This window comes from Ferrovibrio sp., assembly GCF_046297595.1.
In the GTDB taxonomy this organism is placed as follows: Bacteria; Pseudomonadota; Alphaproteobacteria; order Ferrovibrionales; family Ferrovibrionaceae; genus Ferrovibrio.
In genome coordinates, this window is sequence record NZ_JBKBHT010000003.1 from 216,098 (window position 1) to 228,872 (window position 12,775).

The 12,775-nt window shown below is 58.7% G+C and carries 11 protein-coding genes; 7 read left to right on the forward strand and 4 right to left on the reverse strand.

All coding sequences use genetic code 11. The features are described 5' to 3' along the window. Positions 1-8 precede the first annotated feature (8 nt). The 4 genes from ACK4FJ_RS09930 to ACK4FJ_RS09945 all read right to left on the reverse strand — a co-directional run bounded on the left by ACK4FJ_RS09930 (position 9) and on the right by ACK4FJ_RS09945 (position 4,416). Entirely contained in the window at positions 9-1,325 is a 1,317-nt protein-coding gene (locus tag ACK4FJ_RS09930; protein ID WP_409765921.1) for a CmpA/NrtA family ABC transporter substrate-binding protein, read from the reverse strand. A 10-nt stretch (positions 1,326-1,335) separates the two neighbouring features. Next, positions 1,336-2,199 carry a nitrate ABC transporter permease gene (gene ntrB, locus ACK4FJ_RS09935; RefSeq protein ID WP_409765923.1) on the reverse strand — a complete coding sequence of 288 codons (864 nt, stop codon included), beginning with the start codon at positions 2,197-2,199 and terminating at the stop codon, positions 1,336-1,338. A 32-nt stretch (positions 2,200-2,231) separates the two neighbouring features. Further along, a complete protein-coding gene (locus ACK4FJ_RS09940) occupies positions 2,232-3,527 on the reverse strand; it encodes a CmpA/NrtA family ABC transporter substrate-binding protein (RefSeq protein ID WP_409765925.1) in 1,296 nt (431 codons plus the stop codon). 310 nt (positions 3,528-3,837) lie between these two features. Further along, a complete protein-coding gene (locus ACK4FJ_RS09945; RefSeq protein ID WP_409765927.1) occupies positions 3,838-4,416 on the reverse strand; it encodes an ANTAR domain-containing response regulator in 579 nt (192 codons plus the stop codon). Between the two features lie 737 nt (positions 4,417-5,153). Here ACK4FJ_RS09945 and ACK4FJ_RS09950 point away from each other — a divergent pair. The 7 genes from ACK4FJ_RS09950 to ACK4FJ_RS09980 are packed head-to-tail and all read left to right on the forward strand — an operon-like array spanning position 5,154 to position 12,769. Continuing rightward, a complete protein-coding gene (locus ACK4FJ_RS09950; RefSeq protein ID WP_409765929.1) occupies positions 5,154-6,569 on the forward strand; it encodes a mannose-1-phosphate guanylyltransferase/mannose-6-phosphate isomerase in 1,416 nt (471 codons plus the stop codon). 18 nt (positions 6,570-6,587) lie between these two features. Further along, positions 6,588-7,679 (forward strand): GDP-mannose 4,6-dehydratase, encoded by a 1,092-nt coding sequence (gene gmd, locus ACK4FJ_RS09955; RefSeq protein ID WP_409765931.1) that lies wholly within the window; start codon positions 6,588-6,590, stop codon positions 7,677-7,679. Further along, on the forward strand, positions 7,679-8,635 hold the full coding sequence (locus tag ACK4FJ_RS09960) for a GDP-L-fucose synthase family protein (protein ID WP_409765933.1): 957 nt from the start codon (positions 7,679-7,681) through the stop codon (positions 8,633-8,635). The genes gmd and ACK4FJ_RS09960 overlap by 1 nt, the downstream gene beginning before the upstream one ends. A gap of 19 nt (positions 8,636-8,654) precedes the next feature. Continuing rightward, complete coding sequence (locus tag ACK4FJ_RS09965; protein ID WP_409765935.1) at positions 8,655-9,548, forward strand: glycosyltransferase family 2 protein; 894 nt, start codon at positions 8,655-8,657, stop codon at positions 9,546-9,548. Then, the gene (gene galE / locus ACK4FJ_RS09970) at positions 9,545-10,561 is read left to right on the forward strand and encodes a UDP-glucose 4-epimerase GalE (RefSeq protein WP_409765936.1); all 1,017 of its coding nucleotides are present in this window, start codon (positions 9,545-9,547) and stop codon (positions 10,559-10,561) included. The genes ACK4FJ_RS09965 and galE overlap by 4 nt, the downstream gene beginning before the upstream one ends. Before the next feature lie 6 nt (positions 10,562-10,567). Then, positions 10,568-11,455, forward strand: a complete 888-nt coding sequence (locus tag ACK4FJ_RS09975; protein ID WP_409765938.1) for an ABC transporter permease — start codon at positions 10,568-10,570, stop codon at positions 11,453-11,455. A gap of 27 nt (positions 11,456-11,482) precedes the next feature. Then, positions 11,483-12,769, forward strand: coding sequence for an ABC transporter ATP-binding protein (locus ACK4FJ_RS09980; RefSeq protein ID WP_409765940.1), 1,287 nt, complete (start codon positions 11,483-11,485; stop codon positions 12,767-12,769). The last annotated feature ends 6 nt before the right edge of the window (positions 12,770-12,775 follow it).

Here is a 12,775-nt window from a genome sequence, read left to right on the forward strand (position 1 = left end):
GTTTCTGATTACCGATTGGCGCTGGGGCGGCGGGTGGCTAGGCTGCCGTCATTCACTTCGCGCGGCTGGGCCGGCGCGGCGGGACGGGCCGACGATACATACGAACCGTCGAAGAACAGGTCGGCGCCCATCTCGATCGGCGCGCTGGCCTGAGCCAGTTGCCACGGGCCCGCATGCAGTCCCTCGGGTTTGCGGTCGATCAGCGGGAAGGGCTTGTCCAGCGCGGCGGCGGCCTCGCGATAGAGGTCGGTACGGTAGACCGCATCGGCCACGGCGGAAATGTCAGTAGCCGGGTCGATCAACTTCCAGCGCCGCATCTCGGTCAGATACCATTCGGCCTGGCTGCGCCAGGGGAAATTGGCGCTGTAGCGGCTGAACACGAAGAAATCGGGCATGTGCTCGGGGCTGACATCCAGGCCGTAGCGCACTACGCCCAGCATGCTGAGGCGGATCGCCTCGGCCGCCTGCGGGCCGATATAATCGGGTCGCGCCAGGATCTCGACGCCCTCCAGCCGGTTTTCCGGCCGGTCGAGCCATTCGGCGGCCTCAATCAGGGCCATCAGCATCTGCTTGTGGGTGAGCGGATTGCGCTCGCCCCAGTCGCGATTGACGCCGATCACCTTTTCCACGCGGTTGTTCCAGATCTCATAGCCTGAGATCAGGATGCGGCCCACACCGCGCAGCACGGCCAGGGAGTTCCACGGATCGCCGACGCAGAAGCCATCGATCTCGCCGGCAGCCAGACGGTCGGTCATCTGGGGAGGCGGCACCACCGCCAGGTTGACATCGCGATCCGGGTCGATCCCGGCAGAGGCCAGCCAGTAACGCAGCTGGATCTGGTGCGAGGAATAATTGAACACGGTGGCAAAGGTCAGCTTGTCGCGCCCGGCCTTGCGATCAGCGGTGATCAGCCGGCGCAGCACGTTGCCGGCCTCGAGCCGGTCCTGCGCCAGGGCCGGTTCGGCATCGACCAGGCGGTTCCACAGCCTGGTGGAGATGGTGACGGCGTTGCCGTTCAGGTTCAGTACGAAACTGGTTATCTGCGGCTTCTTCCAGCCGCCTGCCCCCAGCGTGGCCGCCAGCGGCATCGGCGCCAACATATGGGCCGCATCCAGCGCGCCAAGCGCCACCTTGTCGCGCATATTCGCCCAGGAGGGTTCGCGCACCAGGGTGACGTCCAGCCCCTGGCGCGCGAAGAAGCCCTTTTCCTTCGCGGCGATCAACACCGCGCTGTCGGTCAGCGCGATGAAGCCGATCCGCATCGGTGTGAGGACCGCCGGCGTGGCGGTCCGCACGGTTTTTGTCTTGGCTGGACGTCGCGCCATCACGGGCCTCTTATTGCTGGCTGTAGCCGCCGATGCGGCTGCCGACGAAGGCGATCATGCGGTCGAGCATGAATCCGACCAGGCCCACATAGATCAGCGCCAGGATAATCTCGCTGATCAACGAGCTGTTCCAGGCATCCCAGATGAAGAAGCCGATACCGACGCCACCGATCAGCATCTCGGCCGCGACGATGGCGAGCCAGGAGAGGCCGATGCCGATCTTCAGGCCGGTGAACATGAAGGGCACCGTGGCTGGCAGCATCACCTTGAAGAAATACTCGAACCCGTTGAGCTGCAGCACGCGGGCTACGTTGCGGTAATCCTGCGGGATGTTACGGATGCCAACGGCGGTATTGAGGATGATCGGCCAGACCGCCGTGATGGCGATGACGAAGATTGCCGAGGGATCGGCGTGGCGGAAAGCTGCCAACGACAGCGGCAGCCAGGCCAGCGGCGGCACGGTGCGCAGAACCTGGAAGATCGGATCGAGCCCGCGGAAGGCCAGGGTCGACTGGCCGATCAGCACGCCGAGCGCGATGCCGACGCCGGCGGCGATGGCAAAGCCGATCGCCACGCGCTGCAGGCTGGAAGCCAGGTGCCAGAACAGGCCTTTGTCGAGATTGCCCTTGTCGTAGAAGGGATCGACGATCAGTTCCCAGGTATCGGTCAGCACGGTGGATGGCGGGGGCAGGGTTGCATCGGGGCTTGAGCAGGCGATCTCCCAGATTGCCAGCAGCAGGCCCATAAACAGGATCGGCGGCAGTACGCGGCTGACGAACATGCGCAGGCCGCTTGCCACGCGCGGCGCCAGCGTGGCGAGGATACCCTCGCCACCCAGGTCCGCCTTGGTCAGAACATCGGTTTTCACAGCCATGGACAGCTCCTTGTCGTGGGCGGACATCGGGGTCACACGCGGGTGATGGCTTGGCTTTTCAGGTAAGCCATCGGGTTTTCCGGATCGAATACCTTGCCGTCGAAGAAGGTTTCCTTGCCGCGCGAGGTCGATTTCGGAATCTCGGCATCGCTGGTGCCGAGCGACTTGGCCGCCTCGCGCCACAGGTCTTCACGGTTGACCTTCTTGATCAGACCCTTGGCGTCGAAATCGGTGGGCAGATAGCCCCAACGCATATCCTCTGTGAGGAACCACAGGTCATGGCTCTGGTACGGATAGGAGGCATTGCCACGCCAGAACTTCATCATCAGAGGATTATTCACATCGGCGGTCACCTTGCGGCCACCGTCGCCGTAATCGACGATACCTTTGGCACGGTCGAGGATGTCGTTTACCGGCACCTTGAACCAGTCGCGGCCGCCGACGATCTTGCACATCTCCTCCTTGTTCTCCATCTTGTCGCACCATTGCTGGGCTTCCATGGTCGCCATCAGAATCGCCTTGGCTGCCTTCGGATTCTTGTCGACCCAGTCGGACCGCAAACCGAGCGACTTCTCAGGGTGGTCGTTCCACAACTCGCCGGTCATCAGCGCAGTGAAGCCGATCTTCTGGTGGATGAGCTGGAGGTTCCACGGTTCGCAGACGCAGAAGGCCTCCATCGCATTGACCTTCATGTTCGCCACCATCTGCGGCGGCGGCACCACGATGGTGGAAATATCCTTGTCTGGATCGATGCCCGCGGCCGCCATCCAGTAGCGGATCCACAGATCATGCGTACCGCCAGGGAAGGTCATGGCGGCTTTGATTTCCTTGCCGCCGGCCTTGGCCTTCTTCAGCGCCTCGCCGAAGGTCTTGGCATCCTTGGTGACATTCATGCCGGCATAGGCGCTCGACACCGAGATGCCCTGCCCGTTCAGGTTCAGTCGGGCAAGAATGTACATCGGCACCGGCACGTTGCCCTTGGTGACCTTGCCCGATGAAATCAGATACGGCATCGGCGTGAGGATATGTGCGCCGGTGATGCCGCCACCGGCTTCGCCCAGTTCGATATTGTCGCGCGTGGCGCCCCAGGAGGCCTGCTTCTCGATACTCATGTCGGGCAGGCCGTATTTGGCGAACATGCCCTTTTCCTTGGCGATGATCAGCGGCGAGGCATCGGTAAGCGCGATGTAACCCAGCTTGGTGCCCTTCACCTCGGGTCCTGCGGCCTGGGCGAAGGCGCCGGCGGGAAACTGCAGCCTAGCCGCAGCCATCACCGCGGCGGCGCCGGTGGCGGATTTCAGCAACTGACGACGATTGAACACAGCCATGTCGATCCCCTTTTTGTCCCTGCTGCCGGGTCGTTGCCCGGCCTCGCGGCCATAAAAAAAGCGCCCTGCAATCGAAACCTCGGAGCCGAGGCCGGATTGCGGGACGCCATTGTCCGTTTGCGATCGACGCTGCTGCTTTGCCTGGGGAGGCGGGGCGGAAGGCCGATCAATCCGCTGCGCCGTTGCAGCGGGTCTCGGTCTTCTCAAAGCAGGATATGTGCCAGACCCAGGAAACCCGGTTTTTCAAGCTTCTGGCTGGGTTGCCCCAATGGCCGCACTTTGCTGCGCTGCACAAAATGAGGGCAGCTGCCTATTTCTTTTTAAGCAGATCGGCAAAGGTCAGCAGGTTCTCCGCCACATCCACCAGACGCTGCTGGCGATCCATGGCGAGCTTACGCAGGGCCGCATAGGCTTCGTCCTCGCCCAGCCCCCGCTCGCGCATCAAAAGGCCCTTGGCCCGGTCGATGATCTTACGTTCGTTGAGGCTGGCCCGGGTTTTCTGCAATTCCTCGCGCAGGGCCTGGAATTCGCGAAACCGCGCGATCGCAACGTCGACGATCGGCTTCACCCGGTTCACGTTGAGCCCATCGATGATATAGGCCGAGACGCCGGCCTGCATCGCCTGCTGGATCATCGATTCGTCTGACTGGTCGACGAACATCACCACGGGACGCGGCTGTTCGGCGTTGATCTGGCGCATGCTGTCGATGGTGTCCCGCGAAGGCGATTCCATGTCGACGATGATGACATCCGGCGCGATTTCCTGCACCCGCTGCGCGTTCAGGTCCCGTGGCGCAAGCTGTGCGACGAGATCATAATTCTGCTCACGCAAAGCCGCAGCCAGCACGCCCGCGCGCTCGGGATTTTCGTCGATCAAAAGAATACGCACGCCGGCCACGGCCCTGCACCCTGCTCTGTCAGCCCTGTTTTCAAGCAAGATGCATACCGGAGCGGCAGACGGGTGACGCGTGGTCTACGGCGACAACAAAAAACCCGCCAAGTGTTTGACCTGACCGGTTTCCAGATAGGTGCGACATCAAGTGTGAACAGGTTTGTCAGTCGTGCTCTATTACTGCAATTTGCAGAGCTTGAAGCGTGCAACCGTGCTGCTGGCCTTACGCAACACTTCTGGTTTTGATAATGCCAAGAATTAAGTGATTTAACACGAAGCCATGGCTGGGGGTTGGCTTAGCAACAGACGATGATAATAGACGTTTTTATGTTGCTGACGGTGCATAAGCAGTGTTCAACAGGACATAAAATCATAGGTAGTATTAAAATTTATAATAATCCTATTGGTTGTTATTTTTTGTCTTGCCATACCCCCCGCTCAGTCGATGGCAGTAATAATGTTACAAAGACCATCAAAAATATTAATCTTGCCTCTAAGATTACGTTCATTGTATGAACATCGAGAAATTGGCTGCGGGATGATCGGCCTGCGGTAGCTATGGTGCTATAAAATCTTAGCTTTAACCAATGGGTTGCTTTTCCGGCAACACCATATCGAGCACAAAGCTTGAACCACAAAACTCACAATTGATGTCAAATTCCGCCATAGCCCCCCGGATAGAAGTTTTACTGCGGCAATAAAATGTTCGTTAGTTGTGCGGCTAGGAGTTCTTCTTGACTCTCGTTCCTGTGATTCTTTGTGGCGGCGCCGGCTCGCGCCTGTGGCCCATTTCCCGCGAGTTGCACCCTAAGCCGTTTATTAAGATGCGGGACGGCGAAAGTCTTTTACAGAAAGCTTTCCTGCGCAGCATTAGCCTGCCAGAGGTCAGTACCGTGCTGACTGTTACTAACCGCGAATTCCTGTTCCAGACTAAGGATGAATACCGCGCGATCAATCATGCCGGCCTTGCCACCCCCTTCATTCTGGAACCGTTCGGCCGCAACACGGCGGCCGCCATTATAACCGCCGCGCTGCAAGTCAGCCGCAACCAAGGACCGGACACGATCCTGCTGGTCCTGCCTGCCGACCACCTGATTAATGATATGCCCGCCTTCGGCATCGCCGTAGAGACGGCCTGCCGGATTGCCCAGCAAGGCAGGCTGGTCACCTTCGGGATACAACCCACCCATGCCGAAACCGGCTACGGCTATATCGAGGCCGAGGGTAATACCGTCTTGCGCTTCGTCGAAAAACCTTCGCTAGGCAATGCCCAGGCCTATTTGGCGAGCGGCCGACACCTTTGGAATTCCGGTATGCTCTGTTTCACGGCCGCTGCTTTCCTTGAGGAAGCCGCGCACCATTGCCGCGATGTGCTGGATAGAGTGACGAACTGCCTCGACCGCTCGACCATTGCTATAGAAGGTAAGGGCTATCAGGTCGAACTCGACTCCGAGAGCTTCCACGCGGTCCCAGATATATCCGTCGATTTCGCCATCATGGAAAAGACCGACCGGGCCGCCGTTGTGCCCTGCGATATCGGCTGGAACGACATTGGTTCCTGGACCGCACTGGCCGATCTCACGCCGCCCGATGCGGATGGCAACCGGATCGAAGGAACGGCTATCCTGCATGCAACCAAGAACTGCTACATTCAAAGCCATAACCGCATCGTCGGTATGACCGGCGTACAGGATCTGATTGTCATCGATACGCCCGATGCCCTGTTGATACTCAGCCGCAATCAGGCTCAAGATGTGAAGCATATCTACAATATGCTAAAGACACATGAGCACGAAGCCTACAAGCTACACCGCACTGTGTATCGTCCCTGGGGTACCTATACGGTGCTGGAAGAGGGCAATCGCTTCAAGATCAAACGCATCGAAGTGAAACCCGGTGCATCGCTGTCGCTGCAAATGCACCACCACCGTAGCGAACATTGGATAGTCGTCAGCGGCACCGCCAAGGTGGTCAACGGCGATCAGGAGTTCATGATCCAGGCCAACCAGTCCACTTATATCCCGGCTGGACACAAGCATCGTTTAGAAAACCCGGGAACATCAACCCTCGTCATGATTGAAGTGCAGAGCGGCGAATATCTTGGTGAGGACGATATCGTCCGCTTCCAAGATGCCTATGGCCGCGCCTAAAACAGACAAGAAGAAAAAATGCAGACAAATAAGATTGCGCTTATCACCGGCGTCACCGGCCAGGACGGCGCCTATCTCGCCGAATTCCTGTTGCAAAAGGGCTATGAAGTTCATGGCATCAAGCGACGCACTTCACTGTTCAATACAGACCGAATCGATCATCTGTACCAAGATCCCCATGTGGACAATCGCCGCTTCATACTGCATCACGGCGACCTGACCGACTCTATGAGCTTGATCCGCGTCATCCAGCAAGTGCAGCCGAACGAGATATACAACCTTGCCGCACAGAGCCATGTCGCAGTCAGTTTCGAGGAGCCAGAATACACGGCCAACTCCGATGCGCTTGGCGCGCTACGCATCCTGGAGGCCATTCGCATCCTGGGGCTGGAGAAGAAGACCCGCTTCTATCAGGCCTCGACCTCTGAGCTTTACGGCCTGGTGCAGGAAATTCCGCAAAAGGAAACCACGCCCTTTTACCCACGTAGTCCTTATGCAGTCGCCAAGCTCTATGCCTATTGGATCACGGTGAACTACCGCGAAGCCTATGGCATCTATGCCTGCAACGGCATCCTGTTCAATCATGAATCGCCCTTGCGGGGAGAGACCTTCGTCACCCGCAAGATTACCCGCGCATTGGCTCGCATCAAACTGGGACTGCAGGACTGCCTCTACCTCGGCAACATGAATGCGCGCCGCGACTGGGGCCATGCCCGCGACTATGTAGAGATGCAGTGGTTGATGCTGCAGCAGGACAAACCCGAAGACTTCGTCATCGCCACCGGCGAGCAATATAGCGTGCGTGAATTCGTCGAAATCGCCGCGCAGGAAGTTGGGATCAAGGTCACCTGGAAAGGCGAAGGCGTCGAGGAAAAGGGCTATACCGATGACGGCAAATGTATTGTTGCTGTCGATCCGCGTTATTTCCGCCCCACCGAAGTCGAAACGTTGCTTGGCGACGCCAGTAAGGCGCATCAGAAGCTGGGCTGGAAGCCACGCACAAGCTTCACCGAATTGGTACGCGAGATGATGCGGGAAGACCTGAAGGCTGCCGAACGCGACGAACTGGTGCAGCGCCACGGCTTCGCCACCTTTAATTACCACGAATAATGCAAATGCCCGCGACACCCCCGAAAAAGACGGACCGCATTTTCGTAGCCGGCCATCGTGGCATGGTCGGATCGGCGCTTTTGCGCCGGCTGCAACTAGCCGGCTATAACAATATCATCACGCGCAGCCGTGCCGAACTCGACCTCACCGACCAGGCTGCCGTGGGCAACTTTCTGCAGCAGCAGAAACCGGCCTATGTGATGGTGGCGGCAGCCAAGGTAGGGGGCATTCATGCCAATAACACCTATCGGGCAGAGTTCCTCTATCAGAACCTGATGATCGAGGCGAATCTCGTACATGCCGCGCATCTCGCCGGCGTACAAAACATGATGTTTCTCGGCTCAAGCTGCATTTATCCGCGTGACTGCCCGCAGCCGATTCGCGAAGACTATTTGCTGACTGGGCCACTGGAATTCACCAACGAACCTTATGCCATTGCCAAGATCGCAGGCATCAAGCTCTGCGACGAATACAACCGTCAGTACGGCCGACAATATATCTCGCTTATGCCAACCAATCTCTATGGCCCGAACGACAATTACGATCTTGCCAACAGCCATGTGCTACCTGCGTTGTTGCGCAAAACGCATGAGGCGCGCCTGGCCGGCAAGCGGGAACTGGTGGTCTGGGGTAGTGGCAAGCCAATGCGCGAGTTTCTGTACGTTGATGACTTGGCCGATGCCTGTGTTTTCCTGATGGAGCGCGGCTATGACGGCCCGCTATTAAATGTCGGCACTGGCGAGGACGTCACCATCCGCCAGCTGGCTGAGCTGGTTCTAGAAACTGTGGGCTTCGAGGGCGAGATCATTTTCGATGCCACTAAACCTGACGGAACGCCGCGCAAACTTCTTGATGTCTCCGCTCTTGCCGCACAGGGCTGGCGCTACAAGACGTCCCTGCGCGAGGGTTTGAAATTGACCTATCGTTCCTTCCTAGATACCGGCTCCAACGCCTAGTCGGCCTGCCGGTTTCCTCGTGACACCTCCCACCATCTCGGTACTACTGCCGGTTCGCAACGGCCTCGCCACCCTTGGCGCAGCCATTTCCTCGGTGCTGAACCAGAGCTTCGACGATTTTGAGCTGCTGGTACTCGATGACGGCTCCGATGACGGCACGCCCGACTACGTGCGTGGCTTGAAAGATCCCCGTATCCGTCTCTTCCAGGATGGCGTAAAACGCGGCCTGGCTACGCGACTAAATCAAGGCATCGACAATGCCCGCGGTCGCTATCTGGCACGGATGGATGCCGACGACATCAGTTTCCCGACCCGCTTCGCCCAGCAGGTCGCCGCCTTGGATGCACAGCCGGAAATCGACCTGCTCGGTTGCCGCGCCGTGGTTTTTCATGATGACGGTTCGATCATTGGACTGCTGCCCTACGCCGGGAGCCATGCGCAGCTCTGCGCGCGCCCATGGCGCAACATTCCGCTGCCACATCCAACTTGGATGGGACGTGCCGAGTGGTTTCGTCGACATCACTACAAGCACCCGGAAGCCTTGCGCGCCGAGGACCAGGAATTATTGCTACGTAGCTTGGACAGCAGCCACTTCGCCTGCCTTGACAAAATTCTACTCGGCTATCGTCAGACATCCTTCCGGCTTGGTGTTACTCTGCAGGGGCGGCGCAGCCTGTTGACCGCGCAGATTCGTATTTTTGCTGCACGAAAACAATGGGGCAATATCGCCGCCGCTGCCTTACTGACTGGCTTCAAATCCATCATCGATATTGCAGCAGCGCTGCCGCATTGCCAGCATCTGTATTTCATGCGCATGAGCGGCGCAGTGCCGCCCGACGCCGCACAAATTCTGCGGAATCTGCTCGGTCACCCCGGAATGGCAACATACTCTACTGAGAAGGCTGCACGATGAACGTCCTTATAACCGGTGGCGCCGGTTATATCGGCTCGCATACCTGCCTGAGTTTGCTGGCGGCCGGACATTGCGTAATCGTGCTCGACAATCTCAGCAACAGCTCAGCCGCGGCGCTCGACCGATGCCGCATGATCAGCGGCCAAGATATCACTTTCATAAAGGCCGATGTCCGCGACCATGCTGTTGTTACTGAAGCCCTTAAGCGACATGAAGTCGATGCCGTCATACATTTCGCCGGCCTGAAGGCAGTCGGCGAGTCGGTAGAGAAACCGCTGAGCTACTACCAGAACAACGTGACAGGAACGATCACGCTCTGCGCCGCCATGACCGAAGCGGGCGTGCATAGACTGGCTTTCAGCTCATCCGCTACGGTTTATGGTACGCCTGCGGTGTTGCCTGTGCACGAAGGACTGCCGTGCAGCACATCGAATCCCTATGGCCGCACCAAGCTGGTCTGTGAGGAAATCCTTTCAGATTTGGCAAACGCCGATCCGCGCTGGAGCATCGTCTCACTGCGCTACTTCAACCCGGTCGGCGCACACATATCCGGTCGCATCGGCGAGGATCCGCGCGGCACGCCGAACAATCTTATGCCCTATATCAGCCAGGTAGCCGTCGGCCGTCGGCCGCATCTGACAATTTTCGGCGATGACTACGCGACCAGAGATGGCACCGGCGTGAGAGATTACATCCACGTCGTCGACCTAGCCGAGGGTCACGTTGCCGCACTGGGTCTCCTCAACCGGAAAACGGGCTTTTCAGCCATTAATCTGGGCACTGGCCGCGGCTATTCGGTGTTGGAAGTGCTGCAGGCTTTCGAACGGGCCAGCGGCCGGCGAGTGCCATATGTCGTGGCGGAACGCCGCGCCGGCGATGTGGCGGAATGCTGGGCCGATGCGGGCCTGGCGGAAAAGTTGCTGGGCTGGCGGGCCCGGCGCGATATCGATGAAATGTGTGCCGATACCTGGCGTTGGCAGAGCGGCAACCCGTATGGTTATGCAGACGCGTAGATCCTTATGAGCAACAACCACCCAATGAGCAGCACTGATAGCCTGCCCCCCGTTCCGGCGCAACATGACAATGCTGCGGTGATAACCATATCTGCCGGACACAAGCCGACCTTGGCTTACTTGCGCGAAAGCATGCAGGCATCGAATATCCTTCGCGTTCTGGTCTGGCGTGACCTCAAGGTCCGTTACAAGCAGACCGTGGTCGGCGTTGCATGGGCTGTCTTCCAGCCCATCTTCACATTGATCATCTACAGTATCGTCTTCGGGCATTTCGCGAAATTCCCCTCTGCCGGCCTACCCTATCCTGTATTCGTCTTTGCTGCGCTGCTGCCATGGCAATACGCGGCGCGCATCCTGAACGAGGGCAGTTCCAGCGTTGCCGGCAATGCGAACCTAGTCACAAAAATCTATTTCCCGCGGCTGATTCTGCCTATGAGCGTGGTTTTCTCCGCGCTCGTCGATCTGCTGATCGGTCTCATGGTGACCTTTGCCGTCATGGCTTTCTACGGGGTTGCGCCGAGCTGGCATATCATTGCCCTTCCCCTGTTCTGGCTGTGGACGACCATGGTGGCCGTCTCGGTCATGCTTTGGTTCGCGGCACTTGACGTTCTGTATCGCGACATCCGGTTCGTTCTGCCGATCATCTCCCAGCTGCTGCTGTATGTGTCGCCGATCGTCTATCCAGTCGACATGATCCCCGAGCGCTGGCGGCTGCTGTATTACATGAACCCGTTCGCCATCATGGCTGACGGGTTCCGGTGGAGTCTGTTCGGCACGCCATTCAAGGCGCCGATCGAGTCCGTTCTGGGCGCCGGCTTCATCGTCATCGTACTAACCATCGGCGGGCTGCGCTGCTTCCAGCGGACCGAGAGAATCTTCGCCGACCGGATTTGAGGAACCGTCCTGTATGAGTAATCCAGCATGAGTAAAATTGTCGTCCGGGCCGAGAACCTCTCCAAGCGGTACCAGCTGGGTGGGTATGAGCCCGCGCGCACGCTGGGCGAAACCGTAAGTCGCGCCGTTTCCGGTCTGTTGCATTCCGGCCGGCACAATGAGCGGGCGGAGCCGGCATCGACGTTCTGGGCGCTGAAGGATGTGTCCTTCGAAGTGAAGCAAGGCGAACGCATCGGCATCATCGGCAGCAATGGCGCGGGCAAGAGCACTCTGCTGAAGATTCTGTCGCGCGTCGTGCAGCCCACCCGCGGCAGCGCCACGCTAGTTGGCCGGGTCGGCTCGTTGCTGGAAGTTGGCACCGGTTTCCATCCGGAACTGACCGGCCGGGAGAATGTCTATCTGAACGGCGCCATTCTGGGGCTGCCGCGGGCCGATATCGACCGGCACTTCGACAGCATCGTCGACTTCGCCGGCGTGGAGCAGTTTATCGATACGCCGGTGAAGCGGTATTCCAGCGGCATGAGCGTGCGACTGGCTTTTGCCGTTGCCGCACATCTTGAGCCGGAAATACTGATCGTGGACGAAGTCTTGGCAGTCGGCGATGCCAGCTTCCAGCGCAAGAGCATCGGCCGCATGGAGAATGCCGCCGAAGAAGGCCGCACCATTCTTTTTGTTAGTCATTCCATGCCGTCGGTGCGCAAGCTCTGCCCGAAATCGCTGTATCTGGAAAAGGGCCAGGCGAAAGCCTTCGGGCCGACTGAACAGATCATCGAGCAGTATCTGGGCAACGCACTGTATACCGATGCCGCCGAGCGCGAGTTCCCGGATAAGCCCCATCTCGATGGCGTGATTCGCCGCATTGCGGTAACAGACAGCGCCGGTCGCCCCATTCGCGAATTTGGCCTCGATCAGCAGGCATACATCGAGATTGAATACGAATTGAAGCGCGACGTGCGCGATTGTATCGTTATCTGCGCCATTGGCCGCGATGGCGCTTACATCTACCAGACCTATGACACGGATTTGGATCCCGAGCTTCTGATCTATCGCAAAGCAGGCTGGTACAAAGGGCGGCTGCCGCTGCCTAAGCGGCTGCTCACCGGCGGTACCTATACCATCTACCCCTCTCTAGCGATCGGCTTGCATGGCGAATATGGCCACGATGGTCAGCCGGATGCAGTCAGCTTCGCAATTAACGAGGACGATCAGAGCGGCAACATGCAGATCAAGAGCTGGTCACAGCATCGAGGCATGATGATCGTTGCCGAAATTGGCTGGGATACAGAACGGCTAGAAAGCCCCGCCGCCAAATGAACTCGA

Bases quoted from the DNA above. Each gene is read 5' to 3' on its own strand.
- ACK4FJ_RS09930 (WP_409765921.1), bottom strand. From the start codon at position 1,325: ATGGCGCGACGTCCAGCCAAGACAAAAACCGTGCGGACCGCCACGCCG.
- ntrB (WP_409765923.1), bottom strand. From the start codon at position 2,199: ATGGCTGTGAAAACCGATGTTCTGACCAAGGCGGACCTGGGTGGCGAG.
- ACK4FJ_RS09940 (WP_409765925.1), bottom strand. From the start codon at position 3,527: ATGGCTGTGTTCAATCGTCGTCAGTTGCTGAAATCCGCCACCGGCGCC.
- gmd (WP_409765931.1), top strand. From the start codon at position 6,588: ATGCAGACAAATAAGATTGCGCTTATCACCGGCGTCACCGGCCAGGAC.
- ACK4FJ_RS09960 (WP_409765933.1), top strand. From the start codon at position 7,679: ATGCAAATGCCCGCGACACCCCCGAAAAAGACGGACCGCATTTTCGTA.
- galE (WP_409765936.1), top strand. From the start codon at position 9,545: ATGAACGTCCTTATAACCGGTGGCGCCGGTTATATCGGCTCGCATACC.
- ACK4FJ_RS09975 (WP_409765938.1), top strand. From the start codon at position 10,568: ATGAGCAACAACCACCCAATGAGCAGCACTGATAGCCTGCCCCCCGTT.
- ACK4FJ_RS09980 (WP_409765940.1), top strand. From the start codon at position 11,483: ATGAGTAAAATTGTCGTCCGGGCCGAGAACCTCTCCAAGCGGTACCAG.